The organism is Bifidobacterium sp. LH_558, from assembly GCF_056356295.1.
The window spans coordinates 540049-562009 of the sequence record NZ_JBKETZ010000001.1 but is presented as its reverse complement, the minus strand read 5'-3'; the positions used below and the strand labels follow the sequence as shown (position 1 = coordinate 562009).

At 62.9% G+C, this 21961-nt stretch carries 17 protein-coding genes and 1 tRNA gene; 16 read left to right on the top strand and 2 right to left on the bottom strand.

All coding sequences use genetic code 11. The features are described 5' to 3' along the window. Window positions 1-264 precede the first annotated feature (264 nt). From AC1AV0_RS02645 to AC1AV0_RS02585, 13 genes are all read left to right on the top strand, one after another. Complete coding sequence (locus AC1AV0_RS02645) at window positions 265-2466, top strand: glycoside hydrolase family 127 protein (RefSeq protein WP_476570847.1); 2202 nt, start codon at window positions 265-267, stop codon at window positions 2464-2466. Between the two features lie 159 nt (window positions 2467-2625). Continuing rightward, window positions 2626-3600, top strand: a complete 975-nt coding sequence (locus AC1AV0_RS02640; protein ID WP_476570846.1) for an AraC family transcriptional regulator — start codon at window positions 2626-2628, stop codon at window positions 3598-3600. Between the two features lie 151 nt (window positions 3601-3751). Continuing rightward, window positions 3752-4459, top strand: a complete 708-nt coding sequence (locus tag AC1AV0_RS02635) for a GntR family transcriptional regulator (protein WP_476570845.1) — start codon at window positions 3752-3754, stop codon at window positions 4457-4459. Beyond that, window positions 4459-5490, top strand: coding sequence for an ADP-ribosylglycohydrolase family protein (locus tag AC1AV0_RS02630; protein WP_476570844.1), 1032 nt, complete (start codon window positions 4459-4461; stop codon window positions 5488-5490). Before AC1AV0_RS02635 ends, AC1AV0_RS02630 begins: the two co-directional genes overlap by 1 nt. Further along, complete coding sequence (locus AC1AV0_RS02625) at window positions 5490-6476, top strand: PfkB family carbohydrate kinase (RefSeq protein WP_476570843.1); 987 nt, start codon at window positions 5490-5492, stop codon at window positions 6474-6476. Before AC1AV0_RS02630 ends, AC1AV0_RS02625 begins: the two co-directional genes overlap by 1 nt. 71 nt (window positions 6477-6547) lie before the next feature. Next, window positions 6548-8002 (top strand): purine-cytosine permease family protein, encoded by a 1455-nt coding sequence (locus AC1AV0_RS02620; protein ID WP_476570842.1) that lies wholly within the window; start codon window positions 6548-6550, stop codon window positions 8000-8002. Between the two features lie 40 nt (window positions 8003-8042). Then, window positions 8043-8603 carry a cysteine hydrolase family protein gene (locus AC1AV0_RS02615; protein WP_476570841.1) on the top strand — a complete coding sequence of 187 codons (561 nt, stop codon included), beginning with the start codon at window positions 8043-8045 and terminating at the stop codon, window positions 8601-8603. A 141-nt stretch (window positions 8604-8744) separates the two neighbouring features. After that, window positions 8745-10016 (top strand): deoxyguanosinetriphosphate triphosphohydrolase, encoded by a 1272-nt coding sequence (locus AC1AV0_RS02610; RefSeq protein WP_476570840.1) that lies wholly within the window; start codon window positions 8745-8747, stop codon window positions 10014-10016. A gap of 16 nt (window positions 10017-10032) precedes the next feature. Further along, window positions 10033-12153 carry a DNA primase gene (dnaG, locus tag AC1AV0_RS02605; protein WP_476570839.1) on the top strand — a complete coding sequence of 707 codons (2121 nt, stop codon included), beginning with the start codon at window positions 10033-10035 and terminating at the stop codon, window positions 12151-12153. Between the two features lie 31 nt (window positions 12154-12184). Beyond that, window positions 12185-14650 carry an alpha-L-arabinofuranosidase C-terminal domain-containing protein gene (locus AC1AV0_RS02600; RefSeq protein ID WP_476570838.1) on the top strand — a complete coding sequence of 822 codons (2466 nt, stop codon included), beginning with the start codon at window positions 12185-12187 and terminating at the stop codon, window positions 14648-14650. A 169-nt stretch (window positions 14651-14819) separates the two neighbouring features. Then, window positions 14820-16013: an SLC13 family permease gene (locus tag AC1AV0_RS02595; protein WP_476570837.1), complete on the top strand. Its 1194-nt coding sequence runs from the start codon at window positions 14820-14822 to the stop codon at window positions 16011-16013. A gap of 99 nt (window positions 16014-16112) precedes the next feature. After that, window positions 16113-17243: a LytR/AlgR family response regulator transcription factor gene (locus AC1AV0_RS02590; RefSeq protein WP_476570836.1), complete on the top strand. Its 1131-nt coding sequence runs from the start codon at window positions 16113-16115 to the stop codon at window positions 17241-17243. 229 nt (window positions 17244-17472) lie between these two features. Continuing rightward, complete coding sequence (locus tag AC1AV0_RS02585; protein WP_476570835.1) at window positions 17473-18021, top strand: DUF805 domain-containing protein; 549 nt, start codon at window positions 17473-17475, stop codon at window positions 18019-18021. A gap of 24 nt (window positions 18022-18045) precedes the next feature. Here AC1AV0_RS02585 and AC1AV0_RS02580 read toward each other — a convergent pair whose 3' ends face one another. Then, window positions 18046-18762, bottom strand: a complete 717-nt coding sequence (locus AC1AV0_RS02580) for a TetR/AcrR family transcriptional regulator (protein ID WP_476570834.1) — start codon at window positions 18760-18762, stop codon at window positions 18046-18048. Between the two features lie 188 nt (window positions 18763-18950). Here AC1AV0_RS02580 and AC1AV0_RS02575 point away from each other — a divergent pair, with 188 nt between their 5' ends. The 3 genes from AC1AV0_RS02575 to AC1AV0_RS02565 all read left to right on the top strand — a co-directional run bounded on the left by AC1AV0_RS02575 (window position 18951) and on the right by AC1AV0_RS02565 (window position 21030). Further along, window positions 18951-19850: an MBL fold metallo-hydrolase gene (locus tag AC1AV0_RS02575; protein WP_476570833.1), complete on the top strand. Its 900-nt coding sequence runs from the start codon at window positions 18951-18953 to the stop codon at window positions 19848-19850. Between the two features lie 56 nt (window positions 19851-19906). Further along, window positions 19907-20683, top strand: a complete 777-nt coding sequence (locus AC1AV0_RS02570) for an SDR family NAD(P)-dependent oxidoreductase (RefSeq protein WP_476570832.1) — start codon at window positions 19907-19909, stop codon at window positions 20681-20683. A 273-nt stretch (window positions 20684-20956) separates the two neighbouring features. Then, a tRNA-Arg gene (locus AC1AV0_RS02565) sits at window positions 20957-21030 on the top strand. A 295-nt stretch (window positions 21031-21325) separates the two neighbouring features. Here the strand turns inward: AC1AV0_RS02565 and AC1AV0_RS02560 are convergent. Further along, entirely contained in the window at window positions 21326-21955 is a 630-nt protein-coding gene (locus tag AC1AV0_RS02560; protein WP_476570831.1) for a hypothetical protein, read from the bottom strand. Window positions 21956-21961 lie beyond the last annotated feature (6 nt).

The window sequence follows — 21961 nt, the reverse complement described above, 5'->3', positions numbered from 1 at the left end:
TTCTAACACCTGAAAAGTGTATTTCAGACTGAGTTTTAACACCTGAAAAGTGTAGTTATGCATCAGCTTAGGCGCGAACTTCCCGGCGACGATCTCGCTCCTTTAGGCCAGAGTGAGGATGGGGTTGCGAATCCGAGTCTGGGGCGAAATCCACTTGAGCAACGAAAAGTCCACCTGTGGGCGAGTGTGGAGATTCCTATGCTGGTGGTCGAGCGCGCACACCGCCGCAACCGTACCGACCGTCGCCCAGCGAAGGAGCCGAGGATGTCCGTCACACCGCAACACAGCACACCGTTGAACGTCGCCGACGTCACCGTCGACGATCCCTTCTGGTCCGCCGAGCAGAAGCTCGCCCGCACCGCCGTGATCCCCTACCAGTGGGAGGCGCTGAACGACCGCGTCCCCGGCGCGGACCCGAGCTACTGCATGCACAACTTCAAGGCCGCCGCCGCGCAGAACGCCAGCAAGCGCACCGCCGAAAGCTCCGGCAAGCAGTTCGTGCCGCCCACCTACACCGACCGCGGCTTCAATGCGTTGCCCGAAGACCCCGCCAACCCCGATGCGGACAAATTCTACGGCTTCGTGTTCCAGGACACCGATTTCTCCAAGTGGATCGAGGCCGTCGGCTACACGCTGGCCACCCACCCCGACCCCGAACTCGAGAAAACCGCCGACGAAGCCATCGATATCGTCTGCGCCGCCCAGCTCGACAACGGCTATCTCGACACCTACTACATCCTCAACGGCATGGACCGTCACTTCACCTACCTGAGGGACCACCACGAGCTGTACTGCCTGGGTCATCTGGTCGAAGGCGCGGTCGCCTACTATCAGGGCACCGGCAAAGACAAGCTGCTCAAGGCCGCCGCCCGCTTCGCCGACTATGTGGCCTCCTGCTTCGGCACCGAAGAGGGCAAGCTGCGCGGATACCCCGGCCATGAGATCGCCGAAATGGCGCTGATCCGGCTGGCCGAGGCCACGGGCGAGCGCAAATACGCCGATCTGGCCGAGTATTTCGTGCGCGAGCGTGGCGCGTCCCCGCTGTACTTCGAACAGGAGGACCAGGCGCGCGCCGCCCATGACGGCATCGCCTGCCAGCCGAACGAGGATATGCCGCTGCCCTACGCCTACTATCAGGCGCATCAGCCGGTGGTCGACCAGCATGAGGCCGTCGGCCACGCCGTGCGCGCCGCCTACTTCTACTCCGGCGTGGCCGACGTGGCGCGCCTGACCAACGCGAGCGACCTGACCGAAGCGGTCGACAAACTGTGGCGCAACATCGTCGACAAGAAGCTCTACATCACCGGCGGCATCGGCGGCACCCGCCATGGCGAGGCCTTCTCCTACGACTACGACCTGCCCAACGATCTGGCCTATTCGGAGACCTGTGCCGCGATCGCGCTGGCCTTCTTCGCGCGTCGCATGCTGCAGATTCGCGCCAAGGGCGAGTATGCGGACGTGATGGAACGCGCGCTGTACAACACCGTGCTCTCCGGCATGGCCCTCGACGGCAAAAGCTTCTTCTACGTGAACCCGCTGGAGATGCGTCCCGAAACCGCGCTCAACCGCGACCGCAACTTCGAACATGTCAAGCCGGTGCGCCAGAAGTGGTTCGGCTGTGCCTGCTGCCCACCGAACATCACCCGCATCGTCAGCTCGATCCAGCAGTACGCCTACACGTTGGGCGAGGACGGCGCCACGCTGTACACGCACCTGTATATGGGCGGCCGTGCGCGGTTCGACTTCGCCGGCACGGCGATGGAACTGGACGTCGAGGCCGCGATGCCATGGAGCGGCGCAGGCAAGGCGACCATCCGTCTGGACCGCGCGGCGAACGGTACGCTGGCCTTCCGTCTGCCCGCATGGGCCGGCGGTGAAACGGCCGTGGCCGCCGTGTTGACGGCGAGCGGCGAGAGCGAGGGGCGCGTCGGCCGCGAGATTCGCGACGGTTACCTCTACCTGACCGGCGAATGGCGTGACGGCGATGTGGTCGCCTTCGACTTCCCCATGCCGGTTGTGCCGGTGGCCGCCAACCCGCGCGTGGGCGAGAACATCGGCAAGGTCGCCTTCGTGCGTGGGCCGGTCACCTTCTGCGCCGAAGGCGTCGATAACGGCGAAGGATTGGGCCGTCTGCATGTGGACACGGCCCGTCTGGGCGAGGCCGTGGCCGAAGCGTTCACGATGCACGCCGGCTTCGACGAAAGCCGCACCGACGGCAGCGAGCGCACGGGCGTGGTGGAGCCGGTGGATTGGGATATGGTCAGGCTGACGGTTCCCGGTTGGCGCGAGCCCGTCGAGCCCGAAGCCGCGGACGATGCACCCGTCGACGCGCCGCGCACGCCCCTGTATCGCCGTTTCGAGCCAATCCGCACGCAGGATCGCGAACCGGTTAGCATCGCGCTGATTCCGTATTTCGCGTGGGCCAACCGCGGCCTGACCGAAATGCGTGTCTGGCTGAATCTCTAATCCCCGTCATTCCGAGGGAAACACCCCGCTTATCCGTCATCCCGAGCGGAGCGCAGCGGAGTCGAGGGATCTCCGACGCGCGTAAGAGATTCCTCGACTTCGCTCGGAATGACGAGTGGGGATGGTTCCGCTCGGGATGGCGGACGTTACCATGGAGGCATGGAATTCGTAACCGCCCGCGTCGACTCACCGGTGCAATTTCTGTCGATAGGACATTTTGTGTCGGGGCCTGGTTGGCGGCATATGCGGCGCACGATGGACAGCTTCGAGCTGATCGTCGTGCGCCGGGGCGTATTGCCGATTCGGGTGGGCGCGTCCGACCTGCTGATTCGCGAAGGCGAGATGGCGTTGATTCCCGCGGGCGTGGAGCATGTCGGCACCGAAGCCATCACCGCATATCTCGAATTCGTGTGGATGCATTTCCGTTTCCCCGATGCCGTCGATGGGGAGGCCGGCGCTTGGTCTCTCGCCTCCAAGCCGTCGCCCGACGACCGGTGCGTGTCATTGCCGTTGTATAGCGCGGTGGGGGACGCGGGGCGGCTTGCCGTGATGTCCAACCAGCTGCTCGACCTGTTCTCGCAGGCGGATTCCCGCCCCAACGCCTACTGCTCGTATTGCGCAACCGGCTTGCTGCTGGAGATCACCATGCAGATGCGTCAGCGTTACGCGACCTCGCAGAGCGATGGTTCGCAGTCCGCCGAGTCCGTCGATGATGGTGGCGACGGTGGCGAAGACGTTGCCGTTTCGACGGCGGCGGAGGGCGTTGCGGCCTTGGAATCCCGCGAACGACGTGTGCGTGGGTCGTTGCGGTCGGTGCATTCGTGGATTCGCGCCAACGCTTTCGACGATATCTCCGTGGCCGACGTGGCCGCGCGGTTCCACTATTCGCCGAGCTATCTGACGTCGCTGTACCATCAGGCCTTCGGTATCGGCATCGTGGAGCAGATCGTGGAATATCGGGTCGATCGCGCCCGCGAACTGCTCTCCACCACAGCGTCTCCGGTCGCCGCCATCGCCGCCGAAGTGGGGTATGAGGATCCCAAATACTTCATGCGGGTGTTCAAACGCCGTACCGGCCTGACTCCGACTCAGTACCGCGCCGCCTTCCCCGCACGCCTCTACAACACGGTGTAACTGGTCCGTCCGACGTATGCTTCGTCCGACGTATGCTTCGTCCGACGTATGCTTCGTCCGACGTATGCTTCGATTTGTGTTAACTTGTATATACAAGTATGATGTGCTTGTATCCAATGAGGGATGATGAGGCACGCACAAGGAGGTGGCCATGTCGGGTTACACGCGGACCGAGCAATTGGAACGCGAAATCGCTTCGCGAATCGCGGACGGCACCCTTAAACCGGGGGAGAAGATCATGTCGGAAACCGAACTGGCGGAACGGTTCAATGTTTCGAGAGGCACCGTGCGGCGTGCGTTGGAGATGCTCAAACAACGGCGACTGATCGAGACGCGGCCCGGTTCGGGCAGCTATGTGGCCTTCCACGGGCGCGACCTCGAAGACGGCGACGGGTGGACCAGCGCGTCCGTGTCATCCGGCGTGCCGACCTCGACGAAGGTGCTGTCCATCGCATTGGTCGAACGTCCCGTCGAACTCGCCGACGAACCCGCCGAATCCGACATGTTCTACAAAGTCGAACGCTGCCGCATGTTCCATTCGATGCCGATCTCGCATGAAACGTCGTATCTGCCCGCCACCCGCGCCATGCGCGAGGTGATGGACGGCGGACTGGTCGAGGGATCCGTCTCGCGCACGATGCGGGCCGCGGGCATGTCGCCGTTCAGCGGCAGCGTGGATGTCTCGGCGGAACGGCTCGGCGAGGAGGTCGGCGAGGCGATGGGGCAGTCGCCGCAGACCGTGTTTCTGATGTCGGAACGCAAAAGCTATGGAGCGGGCGGCACTCTGGTCGAATACGTGCGCTCCTATCTCGACCCCGGACATTTCACCATGCACATATCGATTGGAGGACGGCAATAATGGCCGACAACACTAGGTCTTATGACCTTATCGACCGCGCGCGCGGCGCACTCAGCGGACTGGCGATCGGAGACGCTTTGGGCATGCCCACGCAAAGCATGTCCGTGCAGGACATCACGCGGGCCTACGGCGGACCGATCGTCGATTTTCTCGATTCGGTGGACTGGCAGCCCATCGCCCCGAGCATGCGCGCCGGCTCCGTCACCGACGACACCGAACAGGCATTCCTGTTGGCGGAGCGTCTGATCGCCGACGGGGGCGAGCTCGATGTGCTCGCCTATGCGCGCGACTTGCTGCGTTGGGAGGATGGCATGAAAGCCAAAGGCTCCTTCGATCTGCTCGGCCCCTCCACCAAAGCCGCGCTGGAAGCGTTGGGACGTGGCGTGCCGCCCGAGGAAACCGGGCGGACGGGCACCACCAACGGAGGCGCGATGCGCGCCGCTCCGGTCGGCATCGCCTTCGCGCCTTCGGCCTCGCTGGCCGAAGCGGCGCGACGCTCCTGCATTGTGACGCATAACACCGTGCAAGGCATCGACGCCACGACGCTGGTCGCCGCGGCCGTCAGCCACGGCATGGAAGGCGCCGGCGTGCGCGAGGCGTTGCATGCGGCCGTCGACTTCACCGCGCGGCAGGAACGCGTCGGTTGCTGGTCGGCCAAAGCCTCGGTGCTGGAACGCACCCGTTATGTGTTGGATTGGGCTGAACATGCGGGTGCCGGACTCGATGATGAGGATTTCATGGAGACGCTGCGCGCGTTGAACGGCACCAGCGTCGAAGCCAATGAATCGGTGCCCGCCGCGTTCGCCATCACATGCCGTTACGCCGATGCCCCGTTCGCGGCGCTGTGCGCGTCCGTGTCCATCGGAGGAGACACCGACACCATCGCGGCGATGTCCGGCGCGATACTTGGCGCCTGTCTGGGACCCGATGCGTTCGGCGAGGCGCGTCGAACCTTGGTTGAGCAGGTCAACGCGTTGCCTACCGACACCGTGGCCGCCGGTCTTGTGTCGCTGCGTGAAAGGGGCGCGTGATGAGCGATCCCACCGTGATTTCCCTCGGGCAGATCATCGTCGATATGACGATGCGGGTCGAGCAGGTGCCGCGGGCCGGCGAGGATGTGTTCGCGCAGGATGTGTCCACCCAAGTCGGAGCCAGCTACAACATGCTGCATGCGGTGAGGCAGATGGGTGTTTCCGCGCGTCACGGCGCGGTGCTGGGCACCGGTGCTTGGAGCGACCTGATCGCACGGACGCTGCAGGCGGACGGCATCGACCATATCGGCGTGCGTGTGGAAGACGAGGATTGCGGATTCTGCATCGCGCTCACCGATGCGCAGGCCGAACGCACATTCGTCTCCACGAGGGGAGCCGAAGCGCACGCGCCCCTTGACGCGTTCGACCATATCGAACCGAACGACGGCGATGTCGTGTACATCAGCGGATACACGCTGATCCATCGTACCGCCCAGGCGTTGCTGCGATTCCTCACCCGTACGAGATCACACCGTTTCACCGCCATCTTCGACGTCTCTCCGGTGTTTGAGCAGGTCGATGACGCGCTGCTCGACGCACTGGTGGACTATCGGCCGATCTGGTCGTGCAACGAACGCGAGGCCGATATCGTCGCGCGCCGTCTGCGTCTGCCCGACTCCCCGCCAGACAGGCGGGAGCGGTACGCCCTGCTGGCGGACGTGCTCGACGCGATCGTGATCGTGCGTACCGGCGCCGAAGGCGCGTGGGTGTGCCGGCCGGGCGGCGAGTGCGAACTGGTGGGTGGATTCCCCGTCACCCCCGTGGACACCAACGGCGCGGGCGACTGCCACACCGGCGTGCTGTGCGCGCAGCTGGCGCAAGGCGAGTCCCTGTCCCATGCCGTGCGCATCGCCAACGCGGCCGCCTCCATCGCGGTCACGCGGCGAGGCCCGGCCACCTGCCCGACGCGCGACGAGGCGGAGCGACTCATGCGTTCGCCATACGACATGGCGAACCCGTCCGGACATATGAAAGGCGTTCAATAGCATCCGTCAGCCGGCGGATATCGCAATCAATACCCCCGATTAATCCAGATATAGAGAAAAAGGAGGCCATTGTGGCCAAGGAAACAGAGAAAAGCTCGGCTCTCGCCGTTGAGGAGCAGGGCATCGATATCATTGCCGAATCCGAGCGCAAAGGCAAACCGTCAAGCCTCTTCTGGCCGTGGTTCGCGGCGAATATCTCCGTGCTGGCGATGTCGTACGGCGCATGGGCGCTCGGTTTCGGCATCTCCTTCTGGCAGGCGGGCATCGCCGCCTGCATCGGCGTAGTCGCCTCGTTCCTGCTGGTCGGCATCATCTCGATCGCCGGCAAGCGTGGCAACGCGCCCACCATGGTCATCACCCGCGCCATCTTCGGCGTTGAAGGCGCCAAAGTGCCCGCGGCCATGTCATGGATCGCCACGCTCGGCTGGGAGATCTCGCTGACCACCACCGCCGTGCTGGCGATGTCGTCGACCATCGAGGCGATCGGCCTGGGATCGGGCGCCGCGCCGAAGATCGTCTCGACGATCATCGTCGTCGGATTGGTCGTCGTCGCCGGCGTGTTCGGCTACGACCTCATCATGCGCTGCCAGCAGGTCATCACCATCGTCACCGGCATCGTCACCGTCGGCTTCTTCATCCTGGCGTGGGGCAACATCGATTTCTCCGCCATCGGATCGGCGCCCGCCGGCAATCTGCCGGCCGTGCTCGGATGCTGCTTCTTTGTGATGACCGGATTCGGCCTCGGCTGGGTGAACATCGCCGCCGACTATTCGCGCTACCTGCCGCGCAAATCCTCCAACGGCGGCATCGTGTTCTGGACCACCTTCGGCGCTTCCATCGCCAACGTGTTCCTCATCTCCTATGGTCTGCTGCTCGCCATCTCGAACTCCGACCTCTCCGAGAAGGTCGGTCTCGACCCCGTGGGCGCCATGGCCTCCATCCTGCCGACCTGGTATCTCGTGCCGTTCACGCTGGTCGCCGTGCTGGGACTGATGTCCGGCGCCATCATGGACAACTACTCCAACGGTCTGGCCCTGCTGAGCTTCGGCGTCAAGCTGCCGCGCACCGCGGCCGCCGCCCTGACCGCCGTGCTCACCGTAATCGGCGTGGTGTACGTGACCTTCTTCTCCGACACGTTCATCGGACCGTTCCAAGGCTTCCTCATCACCCTCGGCGTACCCATGGCCGTCTGGGCCGGCATGTTCGTGGGCGACGTGCTCATGCGCAAGCGTGACTACGCTTCCGACGACCTCTACAACCCCTCGGGCCGCTATGGCGCGTGGAACGTCAAATCGCTCACCATCCTCGCGGTCGGCACCATCATCGGCTGGGGACTCGTGGTGAACACCGCCGCCAGCTGGCTGACCTGGCAGGGATACTTCCTGGCCCTGTTCGGCGGCAAGGACGGCGTGTGGGCCTCGGCCAACCTCGGCGTGATCGTGGCGCTGCTGATCGGCCTGCTGGGCGCGCTGATTCTTCAGCGTGGCGATGTGGCCAAGCAGGAGTCGATCGACGTCGACGCCTGACCGCAACGGGTTCGCATACACAACTCACCAAGGAGTGGAAATGATCGACAATGACGAATGGCTGGTGGTCATCGACCGCCAGAAGGTGTTCGCGCAAAGCGAATGGTCCACCTGGGCCTGCGCGGACGGCACCTACTACGACACCGACGAGGCCTTCCTCAAACTGGCCGAAGCCTACGGCGAACGCGTGGTCTACACGCGGTACGTGGCTCCGGACAAGCCTCAGGATGCGTGGGTGGAGTATTTCAAGGATTGGCCGCAGTTCCTCGTACCGCCCGACGATCCGATGTACGACTTCACCGACGAGACGGCCCTTCTGGCCAAAGGTCACCCGGTGGTGACGAAAACGACCTTCGGCAAGTGGGGAGAGGAACTCGCCCAGGCGATCGGCGGTGCCAAGAAGATCGCGCTGTGTGGTGTGGCCACCGACTGCTGCGTGATGCTCACGGCCCTGGCCGCCGCGGACGACGGCATTGCCGTGCGTCTGGTGGCCGACGCCTGCGCCGGCAGCACGCCGGATAACCAGCGGCTGGCCCTTGAGGCGATGGGCCTGTTCGCCCCGCTGATCACCGTGACCGATTCGGCCGCGATTCTCGGCTGATCCGTCCAAACGACCGCGGCGCCATGCCGCCGACCTCTCGCACCGTGCTTCACGAGGCGGGAAACCGGCGGCATGGCGCCGCGGTCGTGGGCGAACGCCTCCGGATGATAGGCTGAACACAGCGAAAGGGGAGTGATGCCCATGACTTCCGACGCTGGAACCATACGGGGCTATAGCGCGGCCGATGAGGAACGGTGGGCACAGGAGCCGCCGAAATCCAAAAGCCGCACCGCCTTCGAACGCGACCGTGCTCGGCTCATCCACTCATCCGCATTGCGCCGTCTGGGCGCGAAAAGCCAAGTCTTGGTCGCCGGAACCGACGACTTCGCCCGCACCCGCCTGACCCACACTCTGGAGGTCGCCCAAATCGGCCGCCAAATCGGCGCGATGCTCGGCTGCGACCCGGACGTGGTCGACACCGCCTGCCTGGCCCATGACCTGGGCCACCCACCCTTCGGGCACAACGGCGAGAAAGCGCTCGCCGGCATCGCCCGCAATATCGGAGGCTTCGAAGGCAACGCGCAGACCCTGCGCATCCTGACTCGGCTGGAACCCAAAGTCTTCCATGAGGACGGCCGTTCCGCCGGAGTGAACCTCACCCGCGCGGCGCTCGACGCGGCCGTCAAATACCCCTGGACCTACGCCGAAGCCATACAAGACAATCCCAGCGGCCGAGGCGTGAAGTTCTGCGTCTATCCGGACGACGAGCCCGTGTTCCGCTGGCTGAAAACCGGCGCTCCGCCACGCGTCAAACCCATGGAATGCCAGGTGATGGACCTGGCCGACGACATCGCCTACTCGGTGCATGATGTGGAGGATGCCATCGCCACAGGCGCGTTCAATCCGATCGTGCTGGCCGACCCGCGCGTGCTGGACCGCATCATCGAGGGAACCCGCCGATGGTATGGCGAGAAGTGGGACGGAGACAAACTGCTCGCCGCCTTCGAACGGTTGCAAAAGGAACGCATGTTCCCGGCGCATTTCAATGGTTCGCGTGCCGCCTTGGCGCAGCTGAAAAACATCACCAGCGACCTGATCGGACGGTTCTGCCATTCGGTGGAGGAGACCACCCGCGAGGTCTACGGCACGGGCCCGCTCACCCGCTATTCGGCGCGTGTGGTGATTCCCGAACGGACCAGTTACGAGATCACGGCGCTTAAAGGCATCGCCGTGCATTTCGTGATGGCGCCACGCGAACAGGAACCCTTCCACCAGCGTGAGCTGACCATCGTGGAGGATCTGGTCGACGTGCTGATGAGGGATGCCCCGCGCGCCTCGGACGTGCTGGAAAGCCAATTCCTCGCCGACTGGAACGAATCGACCAACGATGACGAGCGACTGCGTGTCGCCGTGGATCAAGTGGCTTCGCTGACCGACAGCTCCGCCCTCGCGCTCCATTCGATTCTGTGCTGACGGTAGTCTGGACGCTATGGCCGGAATGATTCTGAAAGAGGACGTGGAGAAGGTGCGCGCGACCGCGGACCTGTATGACATCGTATCCGCATCGGTCACCCTACGGCCTTCCGGAACCGGCACCTATGTGGGGTTGTGCCCCTTCCACGACGAGAAAACCGGCAGCTTCAACGTGCGCCCCAACCTCGGCGTCTGGCATTGCTTTGGCTGCGGACTCGGCGGCGACGTGTTCAAATACGTCGAACAGCAGGAGAACATCGACTTCCGCGGCGCGGTCGAACTGCTCGCCGACCGCTACCATATCGAACTGCATTACGAGCAGAACGGTCCGGCGCGCCCCGAACACGCCGGCTCGAAACGCACGCGCCTGCTGGAGGCGAACGAGGAGGCGCAACGCTTCTTCGTCTCGCAGATCATGAGCAAGGAGGCGCTCGCCGCGCGCAAACTCCTCGGCGGCCGCAACTTCACCCAAGCCGACTGCGAGCGTTTCGGCTGCGGCTACGCGCCCCAAGGCTGGGATAATCTCGTGCGCCACTTGGCCGGCAAAGGCTTCACCCATCAGGAGATGCTTGACGCGGGACTCGCGCGCCAAGGCCAGCGAGGCATCTACGACTACTTCCGCGGCCGCGTGACCTGGCCGATCCGCGACTCCACCGGGCGCACGCTCGGCTTCGGCGCGCGCAAACTGTATGACGACGATCAGATCGCCGCGAAATACATCAACACTCCGGACACGCAGCTGTACCGCAAAACGCAGGTGCTGTACGGCATCGACCTGGCCAAAGCCGCCATCGTGAAAAAACGTCAGGTGGTGATTGTCGAAGGCTATACCGATGTGATGGCCATGCATCTGGCCGGCATCGACACCGCCGTCGCCACCTGCGGCACCGCGTTCGGCATGGAGCATGCGAAAATCGTGCGTCGTCTGATCGCCGACGATTCGCTGGGCGGCATCCAGCTCATCGGCCCGCTGAAGGTCGAGGGGCAGGCGTTGAGCTCGCGCATCGTGTTCACCTTCGACGGCGACGCCGCCGGACAGAAGGCCGCCCTGCACGCCTTCGGACTCGACTCGGCGTTCCTTTCGCAGACTTTCGTGGCTGTGGCCGACGACAATCTCGACCCGTGCGACCTGCGCATCGAACGCGGCAATGAGGCGGTGCGCTCGCTGATCAGCCATGCCAAGCCCCTGTTCGATTTCGTGATCGACGCGGCGATCAACCGTTTCGACACCACGTACTCCACCGGCCAGATGGGCGCGGTGAAGGCGGCCGCCCCGCTGATCGCGCAGATCAGGGACCGGTCGCTGGTGGATCTGTACGCGCGAAAGGCCACGCGCCGCATCGGTGTGGATCTCGACATCATGCGTCGCGAGGTGAACGCCGCGCGCAGCCAGCTCAACGTGCGCGAGGACGACGCCTACGCTTCCAACAAACGACGTTTCGGTGCCGGCGCTGGCGGCGCGAACGGGGCGAACGGCGGGGCTGCGGGTGAGGCGCACCGCGGCGAGCAGGGGCGCAACCCCTACGACGATCCGGCGCGACGCCGGGCGTTGGAGCATCGCGACGCCACCGAACAGACGTATTTCCGCATCGACGATGCGGTGTTCATCGCCGAACAGCAGTTCATGGCCATGCTGATCCAAGTGCCGCGCGCCATCGACCGTGACATGTTCGGCCGTCTTACGCTCGCCGATTTCATGACTCCCGTGTTCCGCACGATGTTCCAGGCAATCGCCGCGGCTGGCGATCTGCCCGGCGACGATACCCCGCAGGGCCTGTGGATGCACAATCTCACCAAAGCCGGCGGGCCGATGTTGGAATCGACGATCAACGAGCTGGCCGTCATGCCGCTGCCACTGCCGGAATCCGACAAGCAGAACGCGCCCGCCGCGGCCGCCCAGCCGGGCGGTGCCGCCGCCGCGCAGCTGAAACCCGCCAGCAAAGAGGAGAGGCGCTACGCCGCCGAACTCATCGCCAAACTGCTCGACATGGGGCTGATGCGGCGGATCGGCGCGGCCAAGCGGAAGATGGCCGCGCTACCCGACGGCGGGGAGAAAATCGCCCTGCTCGGTGAGATCACCCGCATGGAGACCGATCGTAAAGACCTGCAATCGCAGATCTACAACAGCGCCGCCTGAGAAACGACTGAGCCGGCCCTACAATGGGCACATGGTGAGGATTTGTGTGGGAGCGGCGACGCATCCGGTCAGCGATCGACTTTTTGGCGTGTTCTTCGAAGACATCAACCTGTCCGCGGACGGCGGGCTGAACGCCAATATGGTGAACAACTACAGTTTCGACGGCGTGTATCTCAACCATCACACGTTGCGACTGGCCGGCGGCGAGCGCTGGCGGACCCAGCCCGATCCGCTGCGGTTCTGGCGGTTCGAAGGCTGCGCGGCGACCAGCTGCGGCAGCGAGATCCGCGGCGAACACGGCCAGCGCGTGCCCACCGACTGCCCGGCGCCGCCCCTGCACCGACACAGCCGGTACGCGCGCGTGAGTGTGCCCGCCGGCGCCAACGCGGCGACGGCCGCACGCATCGAAAACCTCGGTTACAACGGCGGCGGCGCCTACGCCGAGCGTTGCGCGATGCCGATCAAGACCGACCGGTTGTACGAATTCTCCATATGGGTGCGCTCTGTGGCGGGCGCGGCGACGCTGCGCATATGCGTGGTCGACCGCTATGGACTGCCGTTGACGGAATCGCGCGACATCCATTGCGGTGCGGGTGCCGAACAAGACGCGGGTGTGCGCGTGGACGTGAGCGTCGGCGAGTATGAGAATGCGCGCGCGGATGAACATGCGGCCGCGCGGCCCCAAGCCGACGCCCGCGTGGAGAATGGCCCCGACGGCTGGCGGCATGTGCGGCTCTTGCTGCGCGGGCGGGGCAGCGACTACGGCAAACTGCGCATCGACATCACGAACGGCCCGGCCTGCATGTTCGACCTTGACTGCGTCGAACTTATGGATGCGCAATACTGGGGCGCGGGCGACCCCAAGTGGCGGCACGGCAAATTGCGGCGCGATATGGTCGAATCGATCGCCGCGCTGAAACCGGCGTTCCTGCGCTTCCCCGGCGGCTGCATCGTCGAAGGCGTGACCCCGGGCAACGAATACCGTTGGAAAGACACCGTGGGCGCGCTGCCCGCCCGCCGCCAGCAATACTCCATCTGGGCGTTCAAAACACCGGACGGCTCCAGCTACTCGCAAAGCTATCAGATCGGCTTCTACGAATACTTCTGCCTGTGCGAGGACTTGGGTGCCAAACCGCTGCCCACCCTGTTCGCCGGCATCGCCTGCCAGTCGCCCGGCCGCGACCCCAGACACATGCCCACCGACGCCGAAGCCTTCCGGCGCAACGTGGTGCAGGACTACCTCGACCTGATCGAATTCGCCAATGGCGACCCCAGCACCAGCGCATGGGCCGCGGTCCGGCGCGATATGGGGCATCCCGAGCCATTCGGTCTCGATATGGTGGGTGTGGGCAACGAGAACTTCGGACCGGACTATCTGGAGAAATTCGACATCATCTCACGCGCCATCCACAAGCGATACCCCGACATGCTGTGCGTGATGAGCGCCGGATTGTTCCCCTTCAAGCCCGCGATGCGGCGCAGCTGGGAACATGCGCGGCTGATCGCCGACCAGCCGATTGTCGACCAGTCGACTGTTGGGCAGTCGACCGCGAATGCGGCGCGAATCGCGGGGGAGCGGCGCTCCAGCTCTGGCTCCAGTGCGGACGGCCTGCTGCCCGCCATCGGCTCAGCCACCGGCGACGCGGTGATCGTGGACGAACACTCCTACCATTCGCCCGAATGGTTCGCCGCGCAGGCCACGCGCTTCGACGACTATCCGCGCGACGGTGCCGGCGTCTACTTCGGCGAATACTCCGCCAACGGCTATTTCGCCGGTCAGCCGCAAAAACCCGAAACGGCGAACACCTGGCGGACCGCGCTCGCCGAAGCGGCCTTCCTCACCGGGTGCGAACGCAACTCGGATGTGGTGCGCATGACCTCATACGCACCGCTGTTCGCCCACGCCACCGCCAAAGGCTGGGAGCAGAACCTCATCGAATTCAACGCGGCGCATGTGATGCCGTCCGTGAACTACGAGGTGGCGCGGCTGTTCGCCGAGCATCTGGGCGGCACCGCCTATGCTTGCGAAATCGAGGATGGACGAGGTGTCGCAGACGATGCGGACGGCAATGCGGATGTCGCCGCCGGCGCTTCCCGGGCGCGACGCGACCTGTTCGTCTCGGCCACCGGCAACGACCCCTCGCCCCATGACGGCACTGGTTTCGTCCGCCATATCACCATGGTGAACACCGGGGCCCGACGCATCAAGGTGACGTTGGATGTGGCTCGCGGACTGCGTGCGCTGGCTTCGCTGGGAGCGACGGCGGGCGAGGTGGCGAATCCAACGAATCCGAAGGGCGGTTTCACCAACGGAACGCTGCTCCAGACCGATGTGTTGTATGCCGCTCCGCATGCGCGCAACACGTTGGGCTATGACGACGAGGGGCGCGATGTGCTTTCGCATGAACGGCTCGAATCGCGCCTGGCATCGAACGCCGGTGAGCTCGCGGTGACATTGCGGCCGCACAGCATCACCGTCATCACCCTGCGTACCTGAGGCCAAACGATGGAGATGGGCTTGCGGTCGGCGGCGAATGCCAGTGGGCAGAAGGGATAAGGCGCTGTTTTTCGTGCGAAACGTCGGAAAACAGCACGCCGAAACTACGTAGCTTGGCATCCGAACCCGTAAGATATGTAGTGCTTTACAGGCACTCCATGGAGGGTTCATGCGACAGCTGCTGCTCAAGGTGGTCAAGAACGAGACCATCCTCATTATCGCTGCCGTTCTAGCGTTGATTTCGTGCTTTATCGTGCCGCCGGACGCCGAATACGCGGACTACGTGCACGCCAGCACCATCCTGCAGCTCGTCTGCCTGATGCTGGTGGTGTGCGGTCTGCAGCGCATCGGCGTGTTCCGCATCATCGGCTCGAGACTGCTGCACAGGGTCAACACCGCGCGCGGACTGATCATCACATTGGTGTCGCTCACCTTCTTCTCCGCGATGCTGATCACCAACGACGTGGCGCTGGTCACCTTCGTGCCCTTCGCCATCGCCGTGCTCACCATGGCCGATATGGAGGACCGCGCGATCCTCGTGGCCACGCTGATGACCATCGGTGCGAACGTGGGCAGCATGCTCACCCCGATCGGCAACGCGCACAACCTGTATCTGAAGGCCCTCACCGGCATGCCCTCGCTGGAGATGATCGGCATCATGGCGCCCTACTCCGCCACAGCGGCGGCGCTGCTGCTCGTCGTGATCTTCTTCGCCTTCGGCCGCCAGCCGGTCGATGAGTTCCGTTCCCTCGACGGCGCGAGCATCGAACAGGGCGTGCTCGCTCCCGAGCATGACAAGCCCCAGCCTGACGAGATCCGCATCACCGGCTATGGTGCGGGCTACGGCGGTTGGCGCACCATTGTCTATGCGGTGCTGTTCCTCGTCTGCTTGCTGGCCGTCAGCGACATCATCCCGCTGTGGGTGATGTGCGTGATCGTGATCGTCACCTTCCTGTTCACCGACCGCCGCGCCTTCCGCCACGTCGACTGGGGTCTGCCGCTCACCTTCGTCATGTTCTTCATCTTCATCGGCAATATGAAGCGCGTGCCCGAGTTCTACACGCTCGCCGCCTCCCTGGTCAACGACCATCCGCTCGAGGTGGCCGTCGGCACCAGCCAGGTCATCAGCAACGTGCCCTCCACCCTGCTGCTCTCCGGCTTCTGCGACCAGTGGCGCGAGCTCATCATCGGCACGAACCTCGGCGGCATGGGCACACTGATCGCGTCCATGGCCTCTCTGGTCTCCTACAAGAACGTCACCAAGAAGTATCCGAACCGCAAGGGCCGCTACCTCGCCGTGTACTCGGCTGTGAACGTGCTGTTCCTCGTGGTGCTCGTGGGTTTGAGCTGGATCATCGAATAGATGTGATTTGCGTCACGTCCGCGTGCCGTGCCTCGGACGCGTCGATCGCTTCCGCATATGATTGGGGCCGGAACCGAGAAGTCACGGTGGTGGTGCGTCATGGAACAACAGCTGGTTGGGCAGCTGGAGCGTATGGAAGACAACGACGATTCTCCTTTGCGTCGCCCTGCTGACGGGCCTGTCGGCGTCGATCCCGTCATTGAGGCGGATGCCGTCGAGGCTGACCCTCTTTTCGATGTCGAGACGCTGACCCGACAGGTTATGCATGATTACCATCTACGCGGTCGCACCGATCTGTGGGATTCACTGCTCTGCCGGCAAACCGTCTGGCTGGGATCCGGCGCGTCGATGATGTTCGGCGGTGAGTCCATCCGGAACCATTTCCGTGAATTCGTCCACTTCGCCAAAGCCGACATCCTCATCGAGGAATACCATACGCTGCGCCACGGTGAGGAGACCGCACTGGTATTCGGCGACCTCATCACCCGTCTGAAAGAAGGGCCCCATACCGGCCGCAGCTTCCGCACCATGTTCTCCATCACCTATGGCGTGGTGGAAGGCGCCGTGAAAATCCTTATGCAGCACTACTCGTTCGAATGGCAGGGCGAGGGGCTGGGCGAGGCCGCGTCCATGATGGGTCTTGAGCAAGTGCCCGGGAATCCTGCCCGCGGGCGACGGGATCGCGGCGGGAACGTTGCGTTCGGCGGAAGGCGCAACGGTTTCGGCACGTATGACGCCATGGAAGACGACCTTGACATGCAGGATCTGGTCACGCAGCCCGACGACGGGTACGATGTGGACTCCTCGCTTCCCGCAGGACGCAAACCGGTGTGGCAGTCCCCGCAGATGAAGGCGGCCGCGTTCCTTATCGCACGCAACCTTTCCGTGGGGGACGCGCAATCGCAGCGTGTGGGGATAACCGACGGCGGCCGGACGTTGTACATCGACCCACGCACCTTGATATACGCGGAAAGCCGCAACCACGGATGCGAGGTGGTGACGCTGACCAAGGCGTTCTTCTGCCATATGCCGCTTGGTGAACTTGCGGAACGGCTGCCGAACTACTGCTGTCGCGTGCACCGCGGATATCTGGTCAACGCGCATTACATCACCGTCATCCGCCGCAGCGAGCTGGAACTGGCCTCCGGCGTGGTGGTGCCGATTCCCGTGTCGAAGTATGTGGGGACGCGCCGGATGTTGAACGCCATCATCGAGCGCTACCACCGCTGAACCCGCTGATTTCGCCGATCGAGTCAGGGGTGTTCCGGTCGTCTGTGATGTGCCATGCCTGCCGATTGTCGCTGATGATATATGGATATATACCCTTTTTGGGGTAGAGAACGTGTGATTTGCGGTGCCTTCATCGGTATTGACGGGCGTGCTGGACGGTTTTACACTGACATAATGGCCACAGGCCGTGCTTGGCGGCCATGCATACTGAGCTAGAAAGAAGGGTTCTATGACCGCTCCTGAATATTCGACTCCCCCCACAGCAGCCCCCGTGCCGACGCTGGGCGAGCCCGCGCTGGACAAGCCGTATTACGGCATCGGCTTCGGCGGTGCCGTGGCTCGTTTCTTCAAGAAGTACGCCACGTTCTCCGGCCGCGCCTCCCGCTCCGAATACTGGTGGGTGTACCTGTTCGCCGGCGTCATCGGCGCCGTGCTGAGCGCGCTCGGCCAGGTGACCTCCGTGGCCGCGGTTGCGGGCGTTCTGTCCGTGGTGTGGACGCTGGGCACCCTCATTCCGACCTTGTCCATCGCCGTGCGTCGTCTGCATGATACGAACAAGTCCGGCTGGTTCGTGCTGATTCCGGCCGTGTTCAGCTACGGCGGCCAGCTGATGGCCATCATCGCGATGAACAACTATGTGGGCAATTCGTCCGCCAGCGACTCCGGCACCACCGGCATGATCCTGGGCGGCGTCGCGATGATCGTCGTCGGCTTCATCCTCGCCGTCGTGCTGTACGCGGGCTCCAGCAAGCCCGAAGGCGCCCGCTTCGACAAGTAAGTAGCGCACAGGTCGCGCGTCACGTCACCAGATATCGTCGATGTCGGCGATTAGACGCGCGACCAAATCATCGATTTCGGCTGGCTCCACCTGATCCGGGTGAGCCAGCCAAAACGTAAACGCGCCAACGACGGCGCTGGCGATCATCTCCAACATAAGCGCGCGGTTCACTGTGGCGGGGCCGCGATGTCGACGCCCAAGCCCTGACTCATCGCCGGAACCATCGAATCCGTTTTTGTCACGGTCGATGTCGTGATGGGCTGTGGGTGTGGCCGCATCATAGGCCGGAGTAAATAGTCTCCGCCAGAAATGGTGAGATATCGCCTTTTTCCATTTATCAACGAACCGGGTGTCGGGCACATCCAGCAATAGCGTGCGAAACATCTGCTCCCGTTCGCGAATCAAAGCGAACACGTTGGAGCAAGAGGCCACAGCCGATTCCGGTCCGGCTCTCAAATCGACCATGGATTCGCTGCAGTCGAGAATGTCTCGCACCAGACGGTTCTCAATGGTCTCCAACACCTCATCGACGTTGCGATAATTCGCATAGAACGTGCTGCGTGCCACGAACGCCCGTCGACAGATCTCTGTGACGGACGCGGCCGCCGCGGGTTTGCAGGTCTGTCTCATATAGGCGAGTAATGCGGATTCTATGGATTCTCTCGCAGGTGTTGGTTCCGGCGCAGGATAATCATCAGACGTGGCTGCATAAGGGTGGATGGCGCTCATGCCGCCCAGCATAGTGGACACTTCCCGCGTTTGTGTAGTGTCGGAACCGGCTTTCCGGCGTATTTCGGTGTGTTCAATGGAAGTCGTGGCGTGGAACGCCGGTATGCCGACGATGATTCGTGAGAGTACACGCGCCGGCTTAAGGCGTTCCGGATCATACGCCAACGAACACGGACGATAACGCGCAGGAGGAAAAACCTATGGGCCAGACAGCAGATGACACCCGCCACGACGGCGACATGAACACGGGATTTTCAGTGCAGGTGTTCCAATGCGGACGCGTGCGCGTCTCACCGAATCTGCCGTTCGGCGGCGACCATTGCGGCATCATCAAAGGATCCGGCGTATTCGTGACGCCGAGCAAGCGTCTTTGGCTGCCTGTGTGCGCGTTCCTCATCACCACGCCCAAAGGCCGCGTGCTCATGGACGCCGGCTGGCATCGCGACATGAGTCCCAACGGTGTGTACGACAAGCGCGCGCAGATCAAGTCGCTCGGCTCGTGGGCGCTGTACAAGGTCAATCAAGGCGAGGTGGGTGCGGGCCAGACCATCGACGAACAGCTCGCCGCAGAAGGACTTCGCCCGAGTGACCTTGATTATGCGGTCGTCTCCCACCTCGACTGCGATCATGCGAACGGACTGAAGCTTGTCGCCGATGCCAAACGCATCATGATCGCGCGCGACGAGATGAACGGTGCGAGCGAGCCGGGGCTTATCAATCGAATCCGATTCTGCTCCCAATGGTGGAGCGGGTTGGACAACATCGACCTGTACGACTGGAACGATGACCAAGGACCATGCCGACGGTCGTTCGACCTGTTCGGCGACGGTAGCGTGCAGTTGGTGAACATCCCCGGCCATACTCGCGGTCAAGTGGCCATCAAAATCATCAATCCGAATGGTAAATACGTGCTCCTGTTCGCGGATGGTGGCTACGCCACTCGCTCATGGCGCGATATGGTCACCTCCGGCATCTCACTCGACAAGCCCACACAGCGGCGTTCCCTCGCCTGGATTCGCGAGCAGAGCATGAGCCCCGACTGCATCGCGTCCATGGCCTGCCATGACCCGGACAACACGCCAAGAACCATCGAATTCTAATGTGACACCGCGGAGAGTTCGCGGATATTCAAAGGATGAATACTATGACATACGCATTGGTCACCGGCGCTTCGAGCGGTATCGGACGCGAACTTGCGGCATTGCTCGCCGCGGACGGGCATGATCTCGTTCTCGTCGCGCGCGACAAGGAGAGACTGGAACAGGTGCGCTCGGTGTTGGAGGCGCGTCACGGCATCCATGTCGAGGTGTTCCCAATCGATCTCAGCAAAGCCGACGCGCCGCGACGGTTGCACGGTTTTACGCGCTCGCGCGGTCTGGTGATCGACACGCTGGTCAACAACGCGGGATTCGCGGAGTGGACGGGCTTCCTTGGTGCCGATTGGAACCGTCAGCACGAGATGATGGAGCTGAACATGGTCGCGCTCGCGGAGCTCACCTACCTTTACGGGCGTGATATGCGCAACGCCGGGCGCGGGCGCATCCTCAATATCGCATCGGTCGCCTCGATGATGTCGGGGCCGTGGATGGCGACGTATTTCGCGACCAAGGCGTTCGTGCGCTCGCTGTCGGAGGCGGTGGCCCATGAATTGCGCGGCACCGGTGTGAGCGTGACTTGCGTGTGTCCGGGGCCGACCTCGACCGGGTTCGCCAAGGCAGCCTCGATGGGCGGTCGTAATTTCTTCACTGTGATTCGGCCGGCCAGCGCCCGCCGGGTCGCCAAATACGCCTATCGTCGGATGCTACGCGGCGATGTCCTTGCCTATCACGGATATCTCACCAAAGCCGGAGCGGTCGGCGAACGCCTTCTGCCCCGTTCCGTCACCCACCGCATTGCCGCCGTCGCGAACGGTGGCAATCCCTTGCACCGATGATGTCGTTGCCGACGAATATCCGTCTTGACAGGCATTGTCGGAACGGATGCATTCGCCTCGACAACGACGAGTTGGCATTTGAGGCCTCCTGTTGGCACCCGGTCGAGAAACAATGTGAATCGCAGTGGCGGTATTCCTCCATAACGGAGTCAGTGGCTCGCTGACCGAGTGCCAACTGGAGCCGTCAAGTGCCAACTGGATCATTTCCGGCGCGGCATGTCAGGTTGTATCCGGAAGGGTACCGGTGTTGCTACAGTAAGTGACTGTTGTTTTGGCCCCGTAGCTCAGCTGGATAGAGCATGTGACTTCTAATCTCAAGGTCGCCGGTTCGAGCCCGGCCGGGGTCACTTCGTTGAGATTCTGCTTATTCGTGAGGACTTCTTTTGTTGCTCCATATGGCTGTTGATATCGTCGAGTGATGTTGTTTCGGTTCAAAGCGAACCAGTGCGGCCTCCGCTGCAGCCGCTGGTTGGCTGGCGTGCAGAAAGAGGGCCGCAAGAGGAAGCTCGCTATCTGTTTCGAAAAGTTGAATTGTTCACGCGGAACATCTATTATTGATAGGCGAGGCCAGCCGCCTGCGGGTGGGTTTGGAAGTGGAAGCCGGTGACCCTGTGACATGATAGGGCCCGGCTTCCGCGTTACTCAGCATCGAATTACCTCGTCAAGCACCCGCTCATTAAGAAAATCCGAAAAGTCCATCTCGCCAGTGTGGGTATCGCCATATGCTCCCAGAATCTGGTCTGGCAGCCATAGACAAGGCTCGTCCGCACCTCTGATGTGATTAAGTCTGATTGACGTGAGGATATGACTGGTGCGCATATACGACAACAGTTGACGATCTCGTTGGTCTTGTGCGTCGGTCCGGCTTTCCAAGATAAGAGTGTTCACACCGTGCTGTTCCAGTAGAGGCAGGAGCCTCTCCAAACATTTGCGCCGTGCTCGTTCCCCACTGGTTTGGTTGATTTGTTCTGAGGCAATGATGAACGATAGCGAATCCAAAGTTCCAATTGTCGCCATAGCTTTGCGCTTGTCTTTACTGGTCATCTGGCGCCAATGCAATTTGTTGGCTCCGGAAGGTTTGATCTTCTTCAACACTTCACGCGCATCATCTTCATCGGCGATAGTGCAGGCGCACATCACATACATTGGATGAGGGATTCCCTTGTGCCTCACGCTTTCGTCGCCCCAAGCCAAGCTTTTCACCATTTCATTCACCTCCCACCGAATGCAAGATGATGAATCCGTATGAGGCCACACGAATTCCTGCATCATCGCCAG

What these genes read in the sequence shown, in the direction of transcription:
- AC1AV0_RS02645 (WP_476570847.1), top strand. Translation starts at nt 265, where the DNA reads ATGTCCGTCACACCGCAACACAGCACACCGTTGAACGTCGCCGACGTC.
- AC1AV0_RS02640 (WP_476570846.1), top strand. Translation starts at nt 2,626, where the DNA reads ATGGAATTCGTAACCGCCCGCGTCGACTCACCGGTGCAATTTCTGTCG.
- AC1AV0_RS02635 (WP_476570845.1), top strand. Translation starts at nt 3,752, where the DNA reads ATGTCGGGTTACACGCGGACCGAGCAATTGGAACGCGAAATCGCTTCG.
- AC1AV0_RS02630 (WP_476570844.1), top strand. Translation starts at nt 4,459, where the DNA reads ATGGCCGACAACACTAGGTCTTATGACCTTATCGACCGCGCGCGCGGC.
- AC1AV0_RS02625 (WP_476570843.1), top strand. Translation starts at nt 5,490, where the DNA reads ATGAGCGATCCCACCGTGATTTCCCTCGGGCAGATCATCGTCGATATG.
- AC1AV0_RS02615 (WP_476570841.1), top strand. Translation starts at nt 8,043, where the DNA reads ATGATCGACAATGACGAATGGCTGGTGGTCATCGACCGCCAGAAGGTG.
- AC1AV0_RS02610 (WP_476570840.1), top strand. Translation starts at nt 8,745, where the DNA reads ATGACTTCCGACGCTGGAACCATACGGGGCTATAGCGCGGCCGATGAG.
- dnaG (WP_476570839.1), top strand. Translation starts at nt 10,033, where the DNA reads ATGGCCGGAATGATTCTGAAAGAGGACGTGGAGAAGGTGCGCGCGACC.
- AC1AV0_RS02600 (WP_476570838.1), top strand. Translation starts at nt 12,185, where the DNA reads ATGGTGAGGATTTGTGTGGGAGCGGCGACGCATCCGGTCAGCGATCGA.
- AC1AV0_RS02595 (WP_476570837.1), top strand. Translation starts at nt 14,820, where the DNA reads ATGCGACAGCTGCTGCTCAAGGTGGTCAAGAACGAGACCATCCTCATT.
- AC1AV0_RS02590 (WP_476570836.1), top strand. Translation starts at nt 16,113, where the DNA reads ATGGAACAACAGCTGGTTGGGCAGCTGGAGCGTATGGAAGACAACGAC.
- AC1AV0_RS02585 (WP_476570835.1), top strand. Translation starts at nt 17,473, where the DNA reads ATGACCGCTCCTGAATATTCGACTCCCCCCACAGCAGCCCCCGTGCCG.
- AC1AV0_RS02580 (WP_476570834.1), bottom strand. Translation starts at nt 18,762, where the DNA reads ATGCTGGGCGGCATGAGCGCCATCCACCCTTATGCAGCCACGTCTGAT.
- AC1AV0_RS02575 (WP_476570833.1), top strand. Translation starts at nt 18,951, where the DNA reads ATGGGCCAGACAGCAGATGACACCCGCCACGACGGCGACATGAACACG.
- AC1AV0_RS02560 (WP_476570831.1), bottom strand. Translation starts at nt 21,955, where the DNA reads ATGATGCAGGAATTCGTGTGGCCTCATACGGATTCATCATCTTGCATT.